Origin of the sequence: Muricauda brasiliensis, assembly GCF_003057865.1 — a bacterium.
GTDB lineage: Bacteria > Bacteroidota > Bacteroidia > Flavobacteriales > Flavobacteriaceae > Flagellimonas > Flagellimonas chongwuensis.
In genome coordinates this window covers 176,670-200,080 of the sequence record NZ_QBTW01000003.1, presented here as the reverse complement: position 1 = coordinate 200,080, position 23,411 = coordinate 176,670, and the positions used below count along the sequence as shown (strand labels likewise).

The 23,411-nt window shown below is 41.3% G+C and carries 23 protein-coding genes; 19 read left to right on the top strand and 4 right to left on the bottom strand.

Annotation, left to right across the window (positions count from 1 at the left end):
- Nucleotides 1-6 precede the first annotated feature (6 nt).
- The 8 genes from DCK90_RS02610 to DCK90_RS02575 all read left to right on the top strand — a co-directional run bounded on the left by DCK90_RS02610 (nucleotide 7) and on the right by DCK90_RS02575 (nucleotide 8,355).
- Nucleotides 7-423 carry a putative quinol monooxygenase gene (locus DCK90_RS02610; RefSeq protein ID WP_199912639.1) on the top strand — a complete coding sequence of 139 codons (417 nt, stop codon included), beginning with the start codon at nucleotides 7-9 and terminating at the stop codon, nucleotides 421-423.
- 358 nt (nucleotides 424-781) lie between these two features.
- On the top strand, nucleotides 782-1,801 hold the full coding sequence (locus DCK90_RS02605) for a hypothetical protein (protein ID WP_159075745.1): 1,020 nt from the start codon (nucleotides 782-784) through the stop codon (nucleotides 1,799-1,801).
- Nucleotides 1,802-1,878: 77 nt separating this feature from the next.
- Nucleotides 1,879-2,703: a helix-turn-helix domain-containing protein gene (locus DCK90_RS02600; protein WP_108244618.1), complete on the top strand. Its 825-nt coding sequence runs from the start codon at nucleotides 1,879-1,881 to the stop codon at nucleotides 2,701-2,703.
- Between the two features lie 103 nt (nucleotides 2,704-2,806).
- Nucleotides 2,807-3,634, top strand: a complete 828-nt coding sequence (ygiD, locus tag DCK90_RS02595) for a 4,5-DOPA-extradiol-dioxygenase (RefSeq protein ID WP_108244617.1) — start codon at nucleotides 2,807-2,809, stop codon at nucleotides 3,632-3,634.
- Between the two features lie 195 nt (nucleotides 3,635-3,829).
- Nucleotides 3,830-5,875, top strand: coding sequence for an amidohydrolase family protein (locus DCK90_RS02590; RefSeq protein WP_108244616.1), 2,046 nt, complete (start codon nucleotides 3,830-3,832; stop codon nucleotides 5,873-5,875).
- Nucleotides 5,876-5,981: 106 nt separating this feature from the next.
- On the top strand, nucleotides 5,982-6,731 hold the full coding sequence (locus tag DCK90_RS02585; RefSeq protein WP_159075744.1) for a DUF6090 family protein: 750 nt from the start codon (nucleotides 5,982-5,984) through the stop codon (nucleotides 6,729-6,731).
- Nucleotides 6,732-7,060: 329 nt separating this feature from the next.
- Nucleotides 7,061-7,630, top strand: a complete 570-nt coding sequence (locus DCK90_RS02580; RefSeq protein ID WP_199912638.1) for a Crp/Fnr family transcriptional regulator — start codon at nucleotides 7,061-7,063, stop codon at nucleotides 7,628-7,630.
- A gap of 104 nt (nucleotides 7,631-7,734) precedes the next feature.
- The gene (locus DCK90_RS02575) at nucleotides 7,735-8,355 is read left to right on the top strand and encodes a hypothetical protein (protein ID WP_159075743.1); all 621 of its coding nucleotides are present in this window, start codon (nucleotides 7,735-7,737) and stop codon (nucleotides 8,353-8,355) included.
- Nucleotides 8,356-8,398: 43 nt separating this feature from the next.
- Here DCK90_RS02575 and DCK90_RS02570 read toward each other — a convergent pair whose 3' ends face one another.
- Nucleotides 8,399-9,577: a GlmU family protein gene (locus DCK90_RS02570; protein ID WP_108244612.1), complete on the bottom strand. Its 1,179-nt coding sequence runs from the start codon at nucleotides 9,575-9,577 to the stop codon at nucleotides 8,399-8,401.
- A gap of 81 nt (nucleotides 9,578-9,658) precedes the next feature.
- Nucleotides 9,659-9,931 carry a type B 50S ribosomal protein L31 gene (locus tag DCK90_RS02565; protein WP_108244611.1) on the bottom strand — a complete coding sequence of 91 codons (273 nt, stop codon included), beginning with the start codon at nucleotides 9,929-9,931 and terminating at the stop codon, nucleotides 9,659-9,661.
- A gap of 160 nt (nucleotides 9,932-10,091) precedes the next feature.
- Between DCK90_RS02565 and DCK90_RS02560 the strand changes: the two genes are divergently transcribed.
- The 8 genes from DCK90_RS02560 (at nucleotide 10,092) to DCK90_RS02525 (ending at nucleotide 17,280) form a co-directional block, all read left to right on the top strand.
- Nucleotides 10,092-10,613, top strand: a complete 522-nt coding sequence (locus DCK90_RS02560; RefSeq protein ID WP_108244610.1) for a DUF4199 domain-containing protein — start codon at nucleotides 10,092-10,094, stop codon at nucleotides 10,611-10,613.
- 42 nt (nucleotides 10,614-10,655) lie between these two features.
- Nucleotides 10,656-11,603: a glycosyltransferase family 2 protein gene (locus tag DCK90_RS02555; RefSeq protein WP_108244609.1), complete on the top strand. Its 948-nt coding sequence runs from the start codon at nucleotides 10,656-10,658 to the stop codon at nucleotides 11,601-11,603.
- Between the two features lie 57 nt (nucleotides 11,604-11,660).
- The gene (locus DCK90_RS02550) at nucleotides 11,661-13,367 is read left to right on the top strand and encodes a phospho-sugar mutase (RefSeq protein WP_108244608.1); all 1,707 of its coding nucleotides are present in this window, start codon (nucleotides 11,661-11,663) and stop codon (nucleotides 13,365-13,367) included.
- A gap of 3 nt (nucleotides 13,368-13,370) precedes the next feature.
- Complete coding sequence (locus tag DCK90_RS02545; protein ID WP_108244607.1) at nucleotides 13,371-15,197, top strand: ABC transporter ATP-binding protein; 1,827 nt, start codon at nucleotides 13,371-13,373, stop codon at nucleotides 15,195-15,197.
- 74 nt (nucleotides 15,198-15,271) lie between these two features.
- Nucleotides 15,272-15,814 carry an RNA polymerase sigma factor gene (locus DCK90_RS02540; RefSeq protein ID WP_108244606.1) on the top strand — a complete coding sequence of 181 codons (543 nt, stop codon included), beginning with the start codon at nucleotides 15,272-15,274 and terminating at the stop codon, nucleotides 15,812-15,814.
- Nucleotides 15,815-15,847: 33 nt separating this feature from the next.
- On the top strand, nucleotides 15,848-16,381 hold the full coding sequence (locus tag DCK90_RS02535) for a hypothetical protein (RefSeq protein WP_108244605.1): 534 nt from the start codon (nucleotides 15,848-15,850) through the stop codon (nucleotides 16,379-16,381).
- The gene (locus DCK90_RS02530; RefSeq protein WP_108244604.1) at nucleotides 16,374-16,814 is read left to right on the top strand and encodes a hypothetical protein; all 441 of its coding nucleotides are present in this window, start codon (nucleotides 16,374-16,376) and stop codon (nucleotides 16,812-16,814) included. Before DCK90_RS02535 ends, DCK90_RS02530 begins: the two co-directional genes overlap by 8 nt.
- Nucleotides 16,815-16,926: 112 nt before the next feature.
- Nucleotides 16,927-17,280: a DUF6515 family protein gene (locus DCK90_RS02525; protein ID WP_108244603.1), complete on the top strand. Its 354-nt coding sequence runs from the start codon at nucleotides 16,927-16,929 to the stop codon at nucleotides 17,278-17,280.
- A gap of 60 nt (nucleotides 17,281-17,340) precedes the next feature.
- On the opposite strand, the gene DCK90_RS02520 is transcribed toward DCK90_RS02525, so the two are convergent.
- Complete coding sequence (locus DCK90_RS02520) at nucleotides 17,341-18,372, bottom strand: WD40/YVTN/BNR-like repeat-containing protein (protein ID WP_108244602.1); 1,032 nt, start codon at nucleotides 18,370-18,372, stop codon at nucleotides 17,341-17,343.
- A gap of 59 nt (nucleotides 18,373-18,431) precedes the next feature.
- Between DCK90_RS02520 and DCK90_RS02515 the strand changes: the two genes are divergently transcribed.
- From DCK90_RS02515 to DCK90_RS02505, 3 genes are all read left to right on the top strand, one after another.
- Complete coding sequence (locus DCK90_RS02515) at nucleotides 18,432-19,643, top strand: RsmB/NOP family class I SAM-dependent RNA methyltransferase (RefSeq protein WP_108244601.1); 1,212 nt, start codon at nucleotides 18,432-18,434, stop codon at nucleotides 19,641-19,643.
- Nucleotides 19,644-19,765: 122 nt separating this feature from the next.
- Nucleotides 19,766-20,608 (top strand): SDR family NAD(P)-dependent oxidoreductase, encoded by an 843-nt coding sequence (locus DCK90_RS02510; protein WP_108244600.1) that lies wholly within the window; start codon nucleotides 19,766-19,768, stop codon nucleotides 20,606-20,608.
- 53 nt (nucleotides 20,609-20,661) lie between these two features.
- On the top strand, nucleotides 20,662-21,564 hold the full coding sequence (locus DCK90_RS02505) for a helix-turn-helix domain-containing protein (protein WP_108244599.1): 903 nt from the start codon (nucleotides 20,662-20,664) through the stop codon (nucleotides 21,562-21,564).
- Nucleotides 21,565-21,790: 226 nt separating this feature from the next.
- Here DCK90_RS02505 and DCK90_RS02500 read toward each other — a convergent pair whose 3' ends face one another.
- Nucleotides 21,791-23,383: an amidohydrolase gene (locus DCK90_RS02500; RefSeq protein WP_108244598.1), complete on the bottom strand. Its 1,593-nt coding sequence runs from the start codon at nucleotides 23,381-23,383 to the stop codon at nucleotides 21,791-21,793.
- Nucleotides 23,384-23,411 lie beyond the last annotated feature (28 nt).

Sequence of the window (23,411 nt, the reverse complement as noted above, 5' to 3'; positions counted from 1 at the left end):
GCTACCATGAAGAAGTTATGTGTTATATCGGCCCTCATCATAACCCTTGTTTCGTGTGAGAACAAAGAGAATGCAGATACAACCATGGATTACAACAACATGATTGTTAGGATTGCGGAGCTGGAAATTGTGGAAGAGCAGCTTAAAAATTACCTTACCGAACTCAACATAGAAGCTAGGGCATCCATGGAAAGGGAAAGTGGCGTTATTTCCATTTTCCCCATGTCCGATAAAGAAACTCCCTCAAAAATTACAATAGTTGAGATATATGCCGACAAGAGCGCTTATGAAGCCCATTTGGAAACACCACATTTTAAAAAGTATAAAACCACTACAGCTGAAATGGTAAAATCTTTAAAACTGATTGACATGGGCGCTGTTGATTTGGAGAGCATGCCCTTGATTTTCGAAAAATTAAAATAGTGTCTACCCAAAAAGACATGTACCCCTTTTAACCAACACAAACATTCAACTTTTTAACTTTTAAGACATTACATCTAATTTGAATCAAAAAATCACTCCGAATCATTAAATTCCCTAATTTAGTGGCCGCTGGTAATTTCCAGCGATTCTGCGCAAATGTAACCCCATTACATTTTAACCCATTTTGGGTGTATACGTCACGGCCTATAACCGATTGACGGGTTTACTATATATTTTAATTTTTAGAAACTTATTTAAAATGAAAAGGGGCATCAAATTAATTCTAATCACCCTAGGTTTTCTAGTGTTGATCATCGTTATACAATTTCTGGTGGTTAAAAAATTGGATGGCAAAATCATGGAAGCAACTCATTTTGCCGAAATTTCAGAGAATCAAGGTATACCCAAAAAGCTACCTTCAGTTTTTCTGGACAGTTCCAGATTTTTTCTCAAAATCCCTTTGATATCCAAAGACACCATATTGGCCTATTGCGACACCGGAGGTGGGTTTACAATGGTCCTGCCACGAATCACCGAGCAAGAAGACATAGAACCACATGTAAAAACAGGCCTTTTAAAAGGGGTGATGCCCTTTGATTATGTCCTATTCAATGATATCGTGGATAACCCAGACCTGCCTCGCCCCTATCCTATGCGGAATTTTGTTATTCGAACACCTTTTAACGCTGTTAAAGAACCCTTTCTAGTAATTCCTCCAATGGATGGTGAACTAAAAATGGTATCGGAAAAACTGCCTCAAATGGATGCCTTTCTTGGACAGGGCTTTTTTATGGGGAAATCCTGGACCCTAGACTATCCAAATCAAGAGATTTGGAGCAACACACCTTTGGGAGCAAAGGATTTATCTAACCCCGATGTACAAAAAATAGGATTAAAAAAGAACGAACAAGGTTCGGTAGTTTTTGGACACCCTAGCATGGAAATTCTGGTGGCCGGGGAACCGATTGACGTATTATTTGATACCGGAGCCAGTTTTGTGCTCTCCGATCAAGGTAAAAAACAGTTTAACACTCAGTCGGAAACCATGAGCGGTTCTTTTATTGCCGCCTCTATTTTTGACCAATGGAAACAACAACATCCCGATTGGAAAATCTATCCTGCATCGGATTTGGACAGGGATATCATCGAAGTGCCCGAGGTAAAAGTGGGAACCCATATAGTAGGTCCAGTGCTCTTTGCCAGAAGAAAAGATGAAATTTGGTCGGAAAGTATGGTACATTCCATGGACAAAATTGTAAAAGGAGCCATAGGAGGTTCCATGTTAAAACACTTCAAAGTAACCATTGATTATAATTCACAATTGATCAAGTTTGACCATACCCCAAAAATCACTACATCAACTACCGATATCGAATAAATTAAGCCAAGATTGTTTCATTTTGATGTAACTTCGTTAGATGCTATTTTCTTTATCGAAGATAAATTAATTCAACCTTGGACCAACTGTTCAAAATATTTAGATACACTACCGAAGATGCCAAAGCTTTAGAGAACAAGCAAGTAGAAACGCATGTCCACGATTTTGAAGAGTTGATCATTGGAGCCAAGGGCAAGATTTCGCATTTTATTGATTTTGAGGACGAAACGGTCTACGCTCCATTCGTTAGTTTTGTGACCAAAGGAAAGCCACACTTACTACGCCCCGAAGCACACCATGGGGAGTGTGACCTTTGGGTTATCCGTTTCCGCAGTGAGTTTATGTCCGAGGTGATTTTTAAGATGTACGGTTATTTTCATAATCGTGCCAACGTCACGCTTCCCGGAGATCAATGTTTTGATAGGCTCATGGTATTATGCCAGATGATGTACGATGAAACCCAACGTCCCAACCCCGGTCTTATAGTTATCAAGCAATTATTTATGACGCTGCTTACCATCATCAACCATGAAAGGCCCACGAATATTAAATCCGATTCTGCAAACTCCGCCTCAGAGACCTATACTCATTTTCTGCATATTTTGGAAGATAACTTCCGACGGAACGTTAAAATTTCATTCTATGCTGAAAAGCTTTTTATGAGCGAGCGTAACCTCAATATTGTATGTCAGGAGGTCATGCAGCAAAGTGCAGGCGAAATTATTGAGACACGAAAGCTGAACGAAGCAAAAAACCTTTTGGTGAACAGTAATAAAACAATTGCCGAAATCGGATTTGAGATCGGATACAACGAAAAAGCCTATTTTTCCAAGGTCTTCAAACGAAAAACAGGTTACACACCAACCGTTTTCCGAAAAGAAATGAAACAGCTCATTTCTTAAAAGTACAACGTTTCTTCCCAAACGTATTACCCACTACCTCTATATATATCCAACCTTTGTGACAGAAACATACCATATAAACAGGGTATGCAGGTATACTCCAATGACAGATTTAGAAACTTTACGCTCTCTTAACCAGAGTCTGCCTTTTACGCAGAAAATGCCTGTTTTGTTTTTGGGGCATGGGAGCCCAATGAATGCCATTGAGGAGAATGAGTTTGTTGCAAGTTTCAGACAATTGGGAAAGGAAGTAATCAAGCCCAAAATAATTCTTTGTATTTCAGCACATTGGGAAACCAAGGGTACCAAGGTAACTGCCATGCAGAATCCTCCAACAATCCACGATTTTGGTGGTTTTCCGCAAGCACTCTTCGATGTGCAATATCCTGCACCTGGAAGTCCGGAATTGGCAAGAGTTACCAAACAAATCATTACCAAGACAGATGTGGAGCTGGATACACACTGGGGTTTGGATCATGGTGCATGGAGCGTCATCAAGCACATGTATCCAAATGCAGATGTACCTGTAATTCAGCTAAGCTTAGATTACACAAAGCCTCCCAGATATCATTACGAATTGGCGCAACAACTGGAAACCTTGAGACACAAAGGAGTTCTAATTGTGGGAAGTGGTAACATAGTACATAACCTTCGCAAGGTAAAATGGGATAAATTGAACGATACCTATGCTTGGGATTGGGCCGAAGAAACCAATGAAAAAATAAAATCCTTCATAGTCGACGGAAATCATCAAGCACTAATAGACTATGGAAAACAAGGCACCAGTTTTGCCCTGTCCATTCCAACGCCGGAACACTATTTACCCTTGATCTATATATTGGGACTGAAAGACAAAAAAGAGTCAATAGACCTGTTCAACGATAAAACCGTCGGAGGTTCCATTGGGATGCTTTCGCTTAAAGTTGAATAATTATTTAATAATAGAGTCCATCATATGATATAAGCTCTTAAAAGTATTTGCCTCTTTACTTTGATTGATGATGGGGCCCCCAGTTAGCCAACGTACCAGTGGCGCTGGGGGTTTTCTGTTTTTAAATACCAAGAACTTCTCAATAAATAAACCATCAAAATTCGTTAACTTCAACGTCTAACTTAAACCAACCCAATGAAACTACGATTAATTCTTGCTGGCCTTATAATTTTGGCTGGCTATTCCTGTAAAACAGAACCAACCTCTTCCTTGGCCGATTATCAAGGGGAAGAAAACTATTCCGTGATCATGGGCGAGGCCAAAGTGGGCTATTTAAAAGCCGAAACTTCTGGTGACACCATCAACATCGATTACGATTACAAAAACAATGGCCGTGGTCCAACCATGAAAGAAACCATTGTGCTCAACGCCGAAGGCTACCCGATAAGCTGGGAAGTAACCGGTAACACCACTTTTGGAAATGCTGTGGACGAGCAATTTTCCCTTGAAGAAAATGAAGCCTCTTGGACGGACGCCACCGGCTCTGGAAATGCTTCTGTGGATACCGCACAGCTTTACGTAAACCAATTTGGCAGTCCCTACTCAGCTGTGCTAGCTGCCCGTTTATTGATGGATGCTCCGGAGAACACGCTGCCAGTGCTTCCGGCCGGCAACCTTACATTAACCAAAATGGAAGGCCTTACCTTGCCGAGTTCAACTGGGGAGGGCGAATTGGCCTTGACCACCTATGCACTGTCCGGTGCCGAAATGAATCCATCTTACTTTATTATGGATGACAGCGACCGCTTCTTTGCCTACATCTCCCCTCGATATATTGTGGTGCGCGACGGCTACGAGGCCGAAGAAAAAGACTTACGTCAATTGGCGGAGAACTATTCTGCGGAGCGCTACGAGAAACTTCAAAAAGAATACGCCAACAACTACGATAAAAAAGTTCGTATTAAAAATGTAAAGGTGTTCGACCCGAAGAACCTATCCCTTACCGAAGCTGTATCCGTAGTTGTGGAAGGCGAAAAAATTACGGCCATTGAAGCTGCCGATGCCACCGGAGAAGACGAAGTCATTATCGAGGGCAATGGCGGAACCTTGGTGCCCGGTCTCTACGAAATGCACGCACATACCGGTGACAACGGTGCCCTATTGAATATTTTGGCAGGTGTTACCTCGTTCCGCGATATGGGGAACAACAATGAAGTACTCTCCAAATTGATTGAAAAAATTGAAAGCGGCGTTCTTGCCGGCCCCCGTGTGACCCGAATGGGCTTTATAGAAGGAAAAAGTGAATATAATGCCAATAACGGTATTTTGGTCGCTTCCGAAGAAGAAGCTCTGGCCGCTGTGGACAAGTATGACAGCTTAGGTTTTTACGGCGTAAAACTCTACAACAGTATGAACGGGGATTGGGCGCCGGCCATCGTAAAAAAGGCGCACGACCAAGGCCTGTTCGTGGCAGGCCACGTACCTGCATTCTCCAATGCAAATGCCATGCTACGCGCTGGGTTTGACGAAATGACCCACATTAACCAGACTATGTTAGGCTGGGTATTGCAACCAGATGAAGATACCCGTACCCTTTTGCGTTTAACGGCCATGAAACGTTTCCCAGGGCTGGATTTGAACAGCGATAAGGTACAAGAGACTATGGATTTGTTCGTGGCAAACGAAACTGCCATGGACCCTACCTTGGCCATTCATGAGCGTTTGATGCTCTCCCGAAACGGTAAGGTCACCCTTGGTGCCTTGGATTATGTGGACAACATGCCGCCCAACGAACAACGTAGCCTAAAGGTTGCTTTGGCCCAGATTGCGAATGACGAAGAGGACAAAGCATACCGTGAAGCCTATGACAAAATCGTTGAAACCTTAAAAATGATGAAGGACAAAGGCATCTTAATTGTACCCGGAACCGATTTGGGCGGAGCCTTTAACCTGCACCGCGAACTGGAATTGTATACTGAACAATTGGGCTACACTCCTGCCGAAGTATTAAAATTGGCCAGCTACGATATGGCCGAGTACTTGGGGCACGATAGTTTGGGAAGCATTGAAGAAGGCAAATTGGCCGATTTTTTCCTGGTACCAGGGAATCCTGTGGAAGATATTAAGGCCATAAAAACCATTTCCATGGTTTCACGTGGTGGAACGTTCTATTTCCCATCCGAAGTGTATCCGGCATTCGGTATAACCCCATTTACCGAAAAGCCAGAAGTAAAAGAATAAAAGCCTTCCCAAATAATTCACAAATGGTCAACGCAAATGCGTTGACCATTTTTTATTCCCTAATTACATAAAAATCATATCTTTAGAGAAACCAACCTCTCTTGTCTTGTTTAGATTTTTCCGTACCATACGATTACGCTTGCTAGGCGAAAATAAAATCAGTAAATACCTGCTGTATGCGCTAGGGGAAATCATTTTGGTGGTGATAGGGATATTGATTGCCCTTCGCATCAACAACTGGAACGAAAACAGGAAGCTGTACCAAGAAGAAAAAGCCACCATTGCCAGCCTTAAGCTCGAGTTCGAAAAAAATCTTGGCACTCTTAATGGGGATATTACCGCCTTACAAGGCATTATCGAGGCTTGTAATAGCTTACTGGAACACACAGGCCCGGATTACGAGTATGGTGCCCTGCCAGAGGTGGACAGTCTGGTAAGTGTGACCTCCCGAATGTCCGTTTGGGACCCGAGTCTTTATACTTTGGGCAATATTAAAAACTCGGGAAAGCTATCCAGCCTATCCAATGAACATCTAAAAGTATTATTGATAGAATGGGAAACCTTTTACGCCAATCTATTGGACTGGGGCGACTTTTATGTGAATAGGGGCAACACATATTTTGATTATCTGTTGCACAACTCCCTGAACCGAAACCTGTTTGCCGGGGCCCCGTTTCAACTCAGCCCCTCCAAATTTGAACGGAACAACGAGGAACTGTTGCTAAAACCGGAATTCGAAAATTACATTACCAACCGTGTTTTTATCAATGGATTTATGTTAGGTTTTTACCAAGAAGCCAAAGCACGCTTAACGGCCATTATTGAACAGTGTGCGATGTATGAGAATGTACAATAAGATTTAATAAATTAAATAACCCAGCAGCTCTTTCTCTCCCACTTTAAGACACCTCTCCGACCAAATGGTGTGGCCCCATGCCCTAAAAAATAAACAGCTACCATTTCTTGACAGAAGGCTACAAAAGAAAGATTTTCTATGAAAACGCTGTACAGTTTTTACAGTTGGAAGAATAAAGTTTAAATAGAAACCAAGGTAGAAAAGCATAAAAACCCAACCTTTCGTATGTAAACTCTTTCGATTGATACAAGGTTAGATTCGCGATTTTATACTCAATTCAAATAAGATAGATTGGAGGGAATTCTTAAAAATTCCACTATCTTTTGAAAATGACTTCAGTTTTATTCAATTATATTAAGGAAAGAATCCATATCTCGCAAGAAGACTTTAATCGCTTTTCATCATATTTTAAATTAAAAGAATTCCAAAGAAAAGAAACCATCCTGAGAGAGGGAGAGCTTTGCTCAAAACTGTATTTTGTCAATGAAGGGTGTTTGCGTTTTTTTCATCTCAATGATGAAGGGAAGGAACTAACCAGATATTTTGCATTTGAAGGTAAGTTTGGCACCAATCTTACAAGCTTTATCACGAATGAACCATCAAAGGAGAACATCCAAGCCATAAAAAAATCTTCAGTGCTATACATCACCAAAAGGGATTTTTATCATTTGGTTGCAACTGAGCCTTCTATAAATTTTATTTATAGGGATATTCTGGAAATGGCCTATATCACATCCACCAAAAGGATCTACAATTTTCAAGGTGAAGATTCGCTACAAAGATTAAAATGGTTGATGAAATACCAGCCATTAATATTGTCCAAACTATCGAATAAAATGATCGCCTCTTATTTAGGAGTAACCCCATACACGCTAAGTCGTTTAAAATCAAATATTTAAATGTTGCTATAGGGCAACTTTTATTCTTGTACCTATATATAGTTTTGTCCAAAATTATTGACTAGGTTATGAAGTATTGTCGTTTATGTCTTGTTTTGGTATTCGTGATTTTTGGCAAAAATCCCGATGTTTTTAGCCAAAAACCTGAACCTCCAATCCCTGTTGAGGTTATGATAGGACACAAAGAGGTGTATTCCCAAACGGTGATTAAAAAATATTTTAGTCCCAGTCGTAGATTTGATTTTTTTGGCTTAGCAACCTACACAGCAAACTATGAAAATGATGTTGAAAGCAATAGGTCAATTATTATTTCCCAAGTTGGGTATAACTTTAAGAATGGCTTCGGTGTAATGGCTGGTGTAGACTTTAACTCTTTTGCTGGCTTTTATCCTATTTTAGGTCCAAAACATAGTTTTGCCAACAAAAACATTTTAGCGGTCACAAATCTATCTTTTTTTATGAATGACGGTTTGGATACCAAACTTTTTGGGTTGTATGAATATCACCCAGATATAAGTCCAAACCTAAGGTTTTATAGTAGGCTCCAGTTTATTCACAACTTTAGTATCAAATACAGTGAACATAACATTAGCTATGCTTATTTAAGAGCTGGTGTTCAACGAAAAAATCTGATTTTTGGTTTTGGTGCCAATTTCAACTGGGTTGGGCCAAATAAAATACACGACAATAATTTTGGACCATTTGTTAGATGGGAGTTTAATTAATACCAATTACCAACAAGCTCGCGCTAGATAGACTATTGAATTTTTAAAAATTCCGCCACTTTTGGGTGACCTCAAAAACATGTTCCAAAATTTGGGCCTCGGTTTCGTTGAATTCCATGTTGCGGCGCTTCATCATAGCCTCCGCAACCTCAAATGCCTTATTAGTTCTAAAAGTGGTATAGGTGCCCGTTGCACCGCCCCAACTAAAACTAGGGATAAAGTTTCTGGGGAATCCACTTCCAAAAATATTGGCGCTAACACCAACCACCGTACCTGTATTGAACATGACATTAATACCACATTTACTGTGATCTCCCATCATCAGCCCACAAAATTGAAGTCCTGTTTTGGCAAAACCCTCAGTTTTGTAGTTCCAAAGTCGAACTTCGGCGTAGTTGTTTTTTAAATTAGAGGTATTGGTGTCCGCCCCAATATTGCACCACTCCCCTAACACGGAGTTGCCCAAGAAACCATCGTGCCCTTTGTTGGAATTAGCGAACAGCACGGCATTGTTTACCTCGCCTCCGAGCTTGCACCCTGGTCCTGCAGTAACCGCTCCGTATATTTTGGCTCCCATTTTTAAAATAGCGTTTTCACAGAGGGCCAATCCACCACGAACCATGCAACCTTCCATCATCAAGGCGTTTTTACCTATGTAAATGGGACCCGTAGAGGCATTTAAAATGCAAAATTCCACTGTGGCTCCTTCCTCTATAAAAATGTTTTCAGGGCTCTTTACTTGATTCGTATCGGGTATGGGTTGACTTTTTCTTTCTTTGGTAATCAAGTCAAAATCAGCCTGAAGGGCCGCTGCATTATTGGAAAAGATATCCCAGGTATTTTTTATGGTCAATACCTCTTCATCAAAAGGAATAGCAGTGTATGCCGATTCTTCGAAGCTTATTTCCAAGTTTTCAGTTACGTAAGCGATATAGCCCTCTTCGCCTATCAAAGCTTCACCCAACCTTAAAGTCTTGATGGCCTCTACCAAACTTGTATTGGGCAGATAACTACCATTGATCATAGTGTTTACAGCAGTAGCCGTCAAAGGGTACTTTTTCGAAAGATATTCTTCCGTTTGGTGGCTCATAGGTGCATTCAACCATTTTTCCCATTTTTCGCTAATGGTCATAATGCCCACCCGAATCTCTGATACAGGACGTGTAAATGTAAATGGAAAAAGGTCTTCACGGTGGTTACCGTCGGAAAGGATATAGTTCATAGCTCTGCTTTGAATACCAAAAATAAAAAACGCCCTCGAAAAGCATCGAGAGCGTCCATATATTTCGTTAAAAAGTATGACCTACTCGGCTTCTTTCTTATCTTCTTTCTTGAACTTCTTGTATTTGTTCTTGAACTTGTCAATTCTACCAGCGGTATCGACCAATTTAGTCTTACCTGTGTAATATGGGTGAGAAGTTCTTGAAATTTCCAATTTTACCAAAGGATATTCAACACCATCAACCTCGATGGTCTCTTTTGCTTCGGCAGTGGACTTGGTAAGGAACACATCATCGTTGGACATGTCTTTAAAAGCAACCAATCTATAGTTTTCTGGGTGTATATCTTTTCTCATCGTCTTAAATGCTTAATCTCAGAATTTTCAGGGTGCAAATTTAATGATTTCTTTGAGACCTCCAACTTAAAATCACTAAAAAAATAAAGTTAAATTTATATGTAACAAAAATAAGCAATCTATAACTAACCTTCTATAAGCAACACTAATTTTAAAAATCATGGAAGAACAACAACCAAAAACTGGAAAATTTGCACTGAACTATGGACTATTGTTAGGTCTAATTTCCGTCGTGTTCGGCGTAATGCTCTACACTCAAAAAATGCACTATGAGACAAATACGGCGGTAGTAGTCATCTCTATTGTCATCTTAGCCGCTATTATTTTTGTCGCCGTCAATGCCTTTAAAAAAGCAAATGGTGGGTATTTGACAATTTCGGAAGCTTTAAAAGTGGGCGTGGGAGTTGCCCTGGTTGGCGCCATAATTACTTTGCTCTATCAATTTGTGCTCACCAACTTTATAGAGCCCGACTTTATGGACAAGGCCATGGAACTCGCCAAACCAAAAGCTATGGCGCAAAACCCGAATATGACCGAGGAGCAATGGGAACAAGGCGTGGAAATGCAAAAAGGTTTTGCTTGGATCCAATATCCAGTTATTTTGATAATGAACACGGTACTAGGTCTAATTTTAGGTTTAATTACCGGTTTGATTTTGAAAAAGTCCAAAGCGGAATACTAAAACAAAAAATGCTACTTTTGGAGGGAATTCCAGAATCGAACAATGCAGATTTCCATTGTAATTCCTTTACTCAACGAGCAAGAATCGCTTAAAGAACTACATGATTGGATTGTACAAGTAATGCAATCCAATCATTTTTCTTACGAGGTTATTTTTATTGATGATGGTAGTACCGACACATCTTGGGAAACCATTTTGGAGCTATCCAATATCAACAAAAACGTAAAAGCTATCCGTTTCCTCAAGAACTATGGAAAATCGCAAGCGCTCCACGCCGGCTTTAAAAGTGCCGAAGGTGAGGTAGTAATTACTATGGATGCCGATCTACAGGACAATCCCGAAGAGATTCCCGAACTGTATCGAATGATCGCACAAGAAAGGCACCATGTAGTATCAGGCTGGAAAAAGAAACGCTACGATTCCGTCATCACCAAAAATATACCGTCAAAGCTATTCAATTGGGCTGCTCGGAAAACATCCGGGGTAAAATTGCACGACTTTAATTGCGGTCTAAAAGCTTTTGACAACAAAGTAGTAAAGACCATCGAGGTTTCGGGTGAAATGCACCGATACATTCCCGTTTTGGCCAAAAATGCAGGTTTCTCCAATATTTCCGAAAAAGTGGTACAGCACCAAGCCAGAAAGTATGGCTCTACCAAATTCGGAGCAGAGCGTTTCATCAACGGGTTTTTGGACCTGATCACCATTTGGTTTGTATCCAAATTCGGACGGAGGCCCATGCACCTCTTTGGCGCTTGGGGTGTTCTTATGTTTATGGTAGGGTTCGGATTCGCCCTTTATTTAGGTATAGACAAGCTCTTTTTAAACCCTTTGGGTCGCTTGATAACCCAACGTCCCCAATTCTATATTTCATTGACCGCTATGATTATCGGAACCCAATTGTTCTTGGCGGGTTTTCTTGGAGAAATCATGGTACGTTCCCGAAAAAATGACACCCGATACAATATCTCCGACAAAATTAATCTTTAAGCACCAACAAACCTTTTAAAGTTTGTATTTTTAAGCATCTAAACAACGATAAGCACTATGGATTCCATTACCAAAACAGCGCAATCTTGGTTGACTGATTTTTTTGATGAAGACACCAAAAAGGAAATCAAGCATTTGATAGACAATGACACCGAAGAACTTAAAGAACGTTTTTATAAGGATTTGGAGTTCGGTACCGGTGGCATGCGCGGTGTTATGGGCGTTGGAACCAATAGGATCAATAAATACACCTTGGGAAAGAACACTCAAGGACTCAGTAATTACCTTAAAAAATCGTACACCGACGACGATATCAGAGTTGTGATTGCCTATGATTGCAGACATAACTCCAAAACCTTGGCAAAAACGGTGGCAGAAGTATTCTCCGCCAATGGAATTCGAGTTTATTTGTTTTCGGATTTAAGAACTACGCCAGAACTTTCTTTTGCCGTAAAGCATATTGGATGCCACGCAGGAATCGTATTGACGGCATCCCATAATCCCCCAGAATACAATGGTTACAAAGTATACTGGGCCGATGGCGGCCAGATTGTGCCTCCGCAGGATAGTGAGATTATTGCCGAAATCAACTCCCTTTCTTTTGAGGACATCAAATTTGATAAAAATGAAAGTCTCATCCACTCAATTGATAGGGATGTGGACGATGCCTTTTTTGAAGCTTCGGTAAAGAACGGTAGTTTTGATGCCAAGGGGAAAGACGATTTTAAAATCGTTTTCACCTCCTTGCACGGGACCTCTATCACTGCAATTCCAGAAGTATTGAAGAGGGCCGGCTATAAAAATGTTACCATTATAGAGGAGCAGGCCAAGCCAAACGGAGACTTCCCAACTGTGGAATCACCCAATCCCGAAGAGCCAGAAGCCTTGTCCATGGCCATTGCCAAAGCGGAGGAAATTGGTGCCGATATGGTAGTGGGCACCGACCCTGATAGCGACCGTTTGGGCATTGCGGTTCGTAACCTCGAGGGCAAAATGGAGCTTTTGAACGGGAATCAGACCATGGTGCTTATGACGAAGTTCCTTTTGGACCAATACAAGGAAAAAGGATTTAAGGGTAACGAATTTATTGCCACAACCATTGTTTCTACCCCAATGATGCAGCAAATGGCCAAATCCTACGGGGTTGAGTTCAAAACAGCATTGACCGGGTTTAAATGGATCGGTAAAATGATCAAGGACTTCCCTAACTCTACCTTTATTGGAGGTGGAGAAGAAAGTTTTGGATATATGGTCGGGGATTTTGTGCGCGACAAAGACGCAGTGACCTCTACCCTATTGGCCTGTGAAATCGCCGCAAACGCAAAGGCAAACGGTAGTTCTTTTTACAAAGATTTGATTGATGCTTATGTGGATTTCGGTTTCTATAAGGAAAAGTTGATATCCCTCACCAAAAAAGGAATGAGTGGTGCGGAGGAAATCAAGCAGATGTTGAAGGATTTCAAAGAAAATCCAGTGGACACCGTTCAAGGATCCAAACTATTGTACATTGAAGATTACAATACTTCCATTGTTAAAAATGTACAGACCGGCGAAGAATTTACGCTGCATTTACCTAAGTCCAATGTGTTGATTTATGAAACAGAAGATGGCACCCGAATTGCAGCCCGACCCAGCGGAACTGAACCAAAAGTGAAGTTCTACATCAGCACAAATGCAAAATTGGATAAGGCAGCGGATTATAAATCCGTAAATTCGCAGTTGGAAACCAAAATAGAAGGCATCCTATCTGAGCTGAATTTATAGTGAATGAACTACTTTAAAAAGATTCTCCGGTTTGCGAAACCATATCGCAGATACGGTATTCTGAATATTTTCTTTAATATTCTATATGCATTGTTCAGTGCGTTGTCCTATGCTGCACTTATTCCAATGCTCAATGTTCTTTTTGATAAGACCAAGCAAGTAAATCAACCTCCAACGTACGAAGGCATTGGTAAGCTAAAGGATTATTTTGAAGGATACATGAACTATCAGGTGACCCAACTTTCAGGTGAAGACCCCATGAAGGGGCTTTTGCTGGCGGTGGGATTGATACTTTTTTTGTTTCTCTTTAAGAATATCTTCAATTATATGGCGATGTACTTTATCACCTTTTTACGGAATGGTGTGCTCAAGGATATCCGCAACAAGATGTACCAAAAAATCGTAGACCTTCCTATCTCCTATTTTTCAGAGAAAAAGAAAGGAGACGTAATTGCAAGGATCACCTCGGATGTTCTGGAAATACAGCACTCCTTCCTCTCTATTCTAGAGTTGATCGTGCGTGAGCCCCTGACTATTCTTTTTACAATTATAGTGATGTTCATCATCAGTGTGAAACTCACCATTTTTGTGTTCATTTTTATTCCAATTGCAGGAATGATCATTTCACGTATCGGAAAATCACTGAAAAAAAAATCAGATAGGGTACAAAAAGAACAAGGCGAATTTCTATCCATAGTCGAAGAAACTTTGGGCGGACTTCGCGTCATCAAGGCATTTAATGCGGAATCCAAGTTCTACGGTACTTTTAAGAATTCCACATCTCGGTTTTTTAGGTTCTCAAATTCTTTATTGAACCGCCAGAACCTATCATCCCCAACAAGCGAATTTCTTGGAATTGTGGTCTTTGGAGTCCTTCTCTGGTTTGGAGGGCGAATGGTACTTTTAGAAGGAAGCTTGGATGCTGCATCATTTATTTCCTATATGGGGTTGGCATTCAATATCTTGACTCCTGCAAAAGCCATCAGCAAGGCATCTTATGCCGTTAAAAAAGGGAATTCAGCCGCCGAAAGGGTTCTTGAGATACTTGAATCTGAAAATCCTATCAAGGATATTGATGGAGCCAATGAAAAAATGGATTTCAACTCTGGCGTAGAACTCAAAAACATATCCTTCAAATACGAAAATGATTATGTCCTGAAAGACTTCAACCTAAAGGTTGACAAGGGCAAAACTATCGCCTTGGTAGGCCAGTCCGGTAGTGGTAAAAGTACCGTGGCCAATTTGGTGACTCGTTTCTACGACGTCAACAAAGGGGAAATCCTGATTGATGGCACCAACATCAAAAACATCACGAAGAAATCACTACGTGGACTCATGGGATTGGTCACCCAAGACTCCATTCTTTTTAACGACACCGTAAAGAACAACATAGCTCTAGGCAAGGAAAACACCTCGATGGACGAAATTATGGAGGCCGCCAAAGTAGCCAATGCACACGATTTTATCATGGATTTGCCCAATGGCTACGAAACCAATATTGGTGACAGCGGAAACAAATTGAGTGGCGGACAAAAACAACGCCTTTCCATCGCTAGGGCGGTACTCAAAAATCCTCCGATAATGATCTTGGACGAGGCCACCTCCGCTTTGGACACCGAAAGTGAGCGATTGGTACAAGATGCGCTGGAAAATATGATGAAGAACAGAACCTCCATTGTTATAGCTCACCGTTTGTCCACCATCCAAAATGCCGATACCATTGTGGTAATGAACAAGGGTGAAATTGTAGAACAGGGCACTCACGACGAATTGATGAAGTCAGCCAAAAACTATAAAAAATTGGTGGAGATGCAGTCCTTTTCTTCATAAAGTGCAGGCTTACTGCTTACTGAAAATTAAACCTTTTCACCTTACCTTAGTCTAAGCATCAAACAACAAGAACATTGATTGCTGAGGAAACCTTAGTCCAAGAACTACAAAAAGAAGAAAGTCGAGCAAAGGCATTTGAAGTGTTGGTGAATACTTACAAAGAACGCTTGTATTGGCATATTCGAAGGATAGTGCTAGACCACGACGATACGGACGATGTACTTCAAAATACCTTTATAAAAGTTTACAGAAACATCGACAAATTTAAAGGCGACAGCAAACTCTATTCTTGGATGTACCGGATTGCCACCAACGAATCTTTGACATTTTTGAAACAGAAATCGAAAAAATTGGGGTTGAGCGACCAAGAACTAAAAGAGCGGATGGTAGAAAACCTTCAGGCCGATGTATATTTTGAAGGTGACGAGATTCAACTCAAATTACAAAAGGCGCTGGCAACGCTTCCGGACAAACAAAAGTTAGTATTCACCATGAAGTATTTTCAGGAAATGAAGTACAAGGATATTGCGGTAGCCCTGGATACCTCCGAAGGTGCCTTAAAAGCGTCTTACCACTTGGCAGTAAAAAAAATAGAAACGTACCTCAAAGAAAATTAAACCTTTGGCTAAATTAGAAGTCATACCACAGTAATGAAAAAGGATAAAAAAAATAGTTTTAACACTCCGGAAGGCTACTTTGAGAGCTTTAATGACCGTCTGATGGACAAAATCAAAGCGGAAGAAGCTCATGAAAATGGTGGCATTATCCCAAAGACTGATGGTTTTGCAGTTCCCGATGGCTATTTTGACCAAGTTGAATCTAGTATCCTTTCCAAAACTTCCCGAAAAGAAGTCAAGGTTATTCCGCTTATATCAAATAGAAACTTTTATTATTCTGTTGCCGCCATAGCTGCCATTTTTATATTGATTTTTAATATCACTGGAAACCCGACCTCCGAACCCATCACGTTTGATGATTTGGCCAATGCCGAGATAGAAGCTTATTTGGAAAATACTGAATTTGAAATGACCTCTTACGAAATTGCCGAAGTTGTTTCTTTGGAAGAAGTTGAACTGAACGATATTTTGGTCGATGACTTGGAAGATGACATTATTCTGGAATATTTGGATGAGTATGTGGATGAAATTGAAGAATTAAATTTAGAATACCCTGATTATGAATAAGAAAGCACTTGCACTTTATATTTTATTGTTCGGTACCTTTTTGGCTCATGCACAAGGACCTGTTCGAGACCGCATTAAGACCCTTAAAGTGGCATTTATTACGGAGCACGTAGGTTTAACCTCGAAGGAAGCCCAAGAATTTTGGCCCATCTATAACGATCATGAAGAAATCATGGAGGATATCCGTAGAAAAGAGCGTGCAGAGTTGCGTAACAATATTGCCAATGCACAAGAACTCTCCACTAACGAATCTGAACAATTATTGGACAACCTTATCGCCCTACAATTCAATAAACAAAAGGCGGAACAAGAGTTTTTATCCAAACTACGAACAGTAATCCCCGCCAAGAAAGTACTTTTATTGGTCAAGGCCGAGGAAGACTTTAAAAGACAGATGATTCAACAGTTCCGCAAACGGCGCGGAAGAGATTGATTAATTACATGAATAAGTATAAAATATAGGAAGCCTTCGGGCTTCTTTTTTTTGATTAAACCTTTTTAATTGGGTGTGGTCTTATTACTAGAAACCATCAAAATCCAATGTTATGAAACAAATGAAAACATTTTTGGTTATCGCTGCCTTCTTGGGAACTGTACTTGGCGCCCAATCGCAGACAAGAACTGTAGTAAGGGTGTATCCAAAACAGGGCACCGTGGTTAGAACGGTTTCTAACCCAAGAGTTATTGTTCACAAGAAAACCAGCTTTTACCTCGCCGACGGTGTTTGGTACAAGGCCCGTGGAAAAAGATATGTTGTTACTTCCGCTCCACGTGGGATAAGAGTAAAAACTTTGCCCCGAGGTAGTAAAGTAGTATATAGAAATAGAAGAAGATTGTATCAATACCAAGGTACTTGGTACAAGAGAAGCGGCAACCACTACGTAGTGGTAAGCGTATAGTTTTTGATTGATTTGTTTTTAGTTAGTTATTTTAAGGGCGGCGATGTTATCGCCGCCTTTTTATTTAAAATCCAATTTGGCTATCCGTTTACTTCCCGCTGCAAACGCCGTGGAATCGTTTAAAAAGCGAATGGTAAAGAAAGGTTCTTCGCTCATTTGCTTCCAAGTCTCACCTCCATCTGAAGAATATGAGATTCCGGTAAATCCAACCGCCACCAATACTTTACCACCTGAATTGGGAACAAACTGCACACAACTTTTATACCCAGGTTCCTGACCATCGGCAATCAATTGCCACGTTTTGCCGCCATCCGTTGTTTTTATCTTGTTGCCCTTGTTAGATTCTGGCGCTGTATAATCGCCTCCTATGGCAAAACCAGTATTCTCATCAAAAAAGTCCATGGAATAGATGCCTTGGGTAGGTTCGCCCGAAATTATCGGGGTCTCCTGTATTTCCCAAGTTATGCCCTTATCGCTAGAATAATAAATTCTACCTTCCGTAGTACCGATCCACACCTTATTGCCTTGTACAGCAATATTACTGTTACTGGCAGCAAAAGCACCTTCTCCTTCAATACCTTCCGGTAAATCGGAACATTCCAATTTGGTCCAAGTAACACCCCCATCTCTTGTAATTATGATAGAAAGACAGCCATCTACCGTATCGCCCACGGCAATCCCTTCGGTATCGTTCCAAAAGGCAAGACTGTCATAAAAAACACCTTCCCCCTCTTCGGTATAAACCAATTCCATTTGTCCATTGTCACCGGTCTTGTACAATAATGCAGGGCTTTCGACGGAAAGCATGAAAAAATCTTCAGAAGTCCCACCGACGGCCCTAAAACTTGGTGCAATGGAATCGTGATATTTAGTGCTGGTTCTAACTTGTCCAGAATTCACATCGACCGTTCCATAGACTCCGTTACTACCTGCAAAGGCCAATGTTCTACCATCCAAAAATGTGATGGCACGTACACTTACGGAATCTTTATAAACGGGGGTCACGTCTACAGATTGAAAAACTTGTTTTTTAGGCTCTTGGGAACAAGACGCCAGAATCAAAATGGTTAAAAGGGCAAGAATCGACCTCATCGTATTTATTTTCTTCAAAAGTAAGGAGAAATCATACCTTTGCAACCTTATTTTATATGATGCGTTTACACAGGAACTTGGTATTTGCCGTAATTGATGCCCTTCACATGATTTTTAACGAAGGGGAATATGCTGATAAGGTGATTGAAAAAGTATTGCGCTACGATAAGCGTTGGGGCTCTCGAGACCGTGGGTTTATCGCCGAGACCACATACGATATTGTTCGATGGAAACGCCTCTATTCAGAAATCGCTGAGGTTCACGAACCGTATAGCCGGGAACATTTATTCCGACTCTTTGGTGTTTGGTGCGTTCTTAGGGGTATTCGCATTCCAGATTGGAAACAATTGGAAGGTACACCAGAACGCCGCATTAAAGGTAGATTCGATGAACTTTCCAAAATTCGAAAAATAAGGGAATCCGTGCCGGATTGGATGGATGAACTCGGTGAAAAATCTTTGGGAACTGAACTTTGGACCAAAGAGCTTGCCGCTCAAAATCAACAGGCCGATGTAATTTTACGGACCAATACATTAAAGGTCCCAAAACCCCAATTAAAATCCTTTTTGGCCAAGGAGGAAATTGCCACAGAATTTATTGAAGGCTACCCCGATGCCCTAAAACTAGTGGAACGCCAGAATGTGTTCGTGACACAAGCGTTCAAAGACGGGCTTTTTGAAGTGCAAGATGCTTCGTCACAGTTGGTGGCTCCATTCTTGGAGGTTGAACCGGGACAACGTGTGGTGGATGCGTGTGCGGGAGCCGGAGGAAAATCCTTACACTTGGCCTCGCAAATGCAGAACAAAGGTCAATTGATTGCTTTGGATATTTATGAGAGCAAATTGAAAAAGCTCAAAAAGAGAGCTAGAAGAAATGGCGTCCACAATGTGGAAACCCGTGTGATCGACTCCAACAAAGTCATCAAAAAACTCCATAACAGTGCCGATAGGGTTTTGTTGGATGCCCCCTGCTCCGGTTTGGGCGTCATCAAAAGAAACCCCGATTCCAAATGGAAATTGGAACCTGAGTTTGTGGACCGAATTATGGGTGTTCAGCAAGAAATTCTTCAGAATTATAGTAAGATGGTCAAAAAAGGCGGGCAAATGGTCTACGCCACCTGCTCCATTCTTCCACAAGAAAATTCAGAACAGGTCAAAACATTTTTGTCATCCGAGAATGGCAAAGAGTTTGAATTTGTCAGGGAAAGAAACGTTTTTGCTTCTGAAACGGGGTTTGACGGCTTCTATATGGCACTACTAAAAAGGAAATAAAAGTTTACTTTTTATATCTCAACCGGATTTAGACTACAACAATCATAGATTAGGCTACATACCTTCCCACTACTAAGGGCAACTTTGCTGTGTCAATTCATAACAACAAAAATTCTAAGAAAATGGACACAAAAAAAGTATGGTTGGTTACGGGTGCATCAAAAGGGCTGGGACTTGTTTTGGTGAAAACATTATTAGACCAAGGCTATTCGGTTGCAGCTACCTCTAGAAGTTTAGCAAATCTTAGCGAAGCTGTCGGTAGTTCGAAAAGATTCCTACCTATCCAAATGGACCTCATGAACGAGGAAAGTGTGGAAACAGGCATTTCCAAAGCAATTGAAACTTTTGGCCGGCTTGATGTCATTGTAAACAATGCTGGCTATGGACAGAATGGTACACTGGAAGAAATTTCAGATGAGGAAGCACGACAAAATTTCGATGTGAATGTATTTGGTCTTTTAAATGTTATCCGCAAATCCATGCCACAACTTAGATCTCAACGATCAGGACATATTTTCAATATTGCATCCGTTGCAGGCATCGTCGGAAATTTTCCTGGTTTTGGTATCTATTGCGCGACCAAATTTGCAGTTGTGGGTCTTACGGAGGCCTTATCGGTGGAGGCAAGCCCGTTCGGAATCAAAACAACCTTGGTATATCCCGGTTATTTTAGAACTGAATTTCTTTCTGACGATTCATTAAAACTGGCACGTAACCGTATGGACATTTATGCCCAAGCTCGTGAATCTGAGCGTATGCACAAAGAGGAGATTGCCGGAAACCAACTTGGAGACCCCGAAAAAGCTGCGGAAGCCCTTATATCCAGGGCAGAGAGCAAAGAACCTGCTTTACACTTATTTTTGGGCAGCGATGCCTACGGCATGGCAAATGAAAAGTTGAAGACCTTGGCAGACGCACTAGAAGCCAATAAAGAGTTGAGCTATTCTACCGATTTTAAAAACTAGTTTGTAATTTAAAACGGGCAAGGCAAGACCTTGCCCTTAAATTAGTGTTGAAGATGAATACATTTCAAACCTTGAGCGAGTTCCATAAGTTTTGTGCACTACCAAATCCAGAGCATCCTCTGATTAGCCTAATAGACTATGGACAAGTTGACTATCAAACCATAGAAAGTCAAATTACATGGATGCAAAGCTTTTACAGTATTGGTTTAAAACGTGATATACAGGCCAAAGTTAGATACGGCCAGCAGGAGTTTGATTTTGATGAAGGGCTGCTATCTTTTATAGGACCAAGGCAGGTTCTGCAGTTTGAAATGTTACCGACAGAGAAAAAGCCTTCAGGTTGGCTATTGCTTATCCACCCCGATTTTTTGTGGAACACCCCCTTGGCCAAGACCATTAAAAACTATGAGTTTTTCGGGTATGCCATAAACGAAGCCTTATTTCTTTCGGACAAAGAAGAGCGTACCATTACCGATATTTTACTCAACATTCAACATGAGTATAGGTCCAATATGGACAAGTTCAGTCAAAACATTATTGTCACCCAACTCGAATTATTGCTCAATTATGCAGAAAGATACTATCAAAGACAATTCATTACCAGAAAAATCAATAACCACGAGATTTTGGTTAGGTTGGAGGATCTTCTCGACCTCTATTTCAATGGAGAAGATGTCATCAATAAAGGAATTCCGTCCGTCCAATTTATAGCTGACAGCTTACATGTTTCATCCAGTTACCTCAGCAGTTTGCTCAAAATGCTGACAGGCCTGAGTACCCAACAGCACATACACGAAAAACTTATTGAGATAGCTAAAGAAAAATTATCCACTACACAACTTTCTGTAGGTGAAATAGCCTATACTTTAGGGTTTGAGCATTCACAATCCTTCAGCAAACTTTTCAAGACAAAGACAAAACAGTCTCCTCTGGCTTTCAGAGCCTCGTTCAATTAATTGCCTAAAAATGAATGCTATTCGAGAAATTTATACAGTTTGTATTGAACAACCTATGGATTCCTGCTTTCGCAGGAATGGCATCAATCAATGGCAATAAACTGTCATTATATAAGGAGCACAAAGACTGAAGTTTGTATTTTGTCCCATTTGCCGGATTTGTCACATCGAGCGCAGTCGAGATGTGTTTATGTTCTCGACTGCGCTCGAACTGACAAAGAATTAATTATTGTTTTACCGTTGGGTAATCTACCCCCAACTGCTCCAAATACGTATCGTATTTGGTTTCATCGTAGTAGAACTCCTCCAATGCGGGTCGAAACATATCTTGTTTATCCTTGTTCAAGAACGTAGGTGGCATATCATCCGCAGAGATCATCGGCTCATATTTAGTCTCTTTGGTCTGTTCATTGTTAAAATAATCCCATGCTTGGGTCAGCAACTCTGGCTTCAACAAGAAATCCATTATGGTCATAGCCTCTGCTTTGGCTCCTGCAGTAGCCCCTTTATGGGCGATAGGTGTTGCCATGGCAATCGCATTCGCCCAATGGTGACCGGGCAATCCGGGTATGTTCGAAGGAAAACGCATGGTTACTGTGGGGACTTTCCAAGAAATGTCGCCAATATCATCGGAACCACCACTAACAGGCTCCAATACTGGAAGGCCCAGTTCAGATAGTTCGGTCGGAAGCCCTTCTATTTCCTTGGATTCGACTTCGGTCTGTACAGCCTTCGCAAGTTCTTGGTCCGCTTCGGTCCATGTAGGCAGCCCTACGCTTTTGATATTTTCATACATGGTCTCGGCGATAACTTTGTTATAGTGCCTTGGCCATGCCGTACCCAATACTCTTGATGTCATCGTAGTTCCCGTCATCATGGCCGCCCCTTTGGCAATATCGTTGGCCTCGGCATACATTTCCATGATTCCCTCATAAGTAATATCCCTAAAATAATACCAGATTCCCGCTTTGGAAGGGACTACATTGGGCTGATCACCGGCATCGGTAAAAATGGAGTGAGAACGCTTCAACGGATGTAAATGCTCCCTTTTATAGTTCCACCCCACGTTCATTAGCTCTGCGGCATCCAATGCACTACGACCTCTCCAAGGTGCACCTGCAGAATGTGCGGCTTCACCTTCAAACATATATTCCACGGAAATCAGTCCAGTTCCTCGGGTGGGTCCCCATGAAACACTCAAATTGCTGCTCACGTGGGTAAAAATGCACATATCAATATCGTCAAAAAGACCATCGCGTACGTACCATGCTTTCGCGGCGACCAATTCCTCGGCAATGCCAGGCCATAAAATCAAAGTGCCTCCGATTCCCTCTTTCTCCATCACCTCTTTTACGGCCAATGCCGAGGTAATGTTTAAGGGAATACCTGCATTATGTCCCTCGCCATGTCCAGGTGCGCCCTCAACCAAGGGTTTATGGTAGGCTACCCCAGGGGTTTGCGATGCTTTCGGTATACAATCCACATCGCTTCCCAAAGCAATAACAGGGCCATCCCCGTTGCTCCACGTAGCAAACCATGCCGTTGGAATATTGGAAATGGAATGCTCTATGGTAAATCCGTTTTCTTCCAAAATACCGGTGAGATATTTGGAACTCTCTTCTTCTTGAAAACCAAGTTCCGCAAAACTAAAGATTTTATCCACCATAACTTGCGTCTGCTTTTTATTGGCTTCCACAATGGCTTCAACCTGAGCTTTGAATTTTTTGACTTGACTTTTGGAGTACTTTTTTTGTGCTGATGATGTGACTACACCCGCGAACAGCATCATCCCGAATAACAGGATTTTGGTTGTTTTCATAAGGTTGGTTTTGAGTTAGCTATTATTG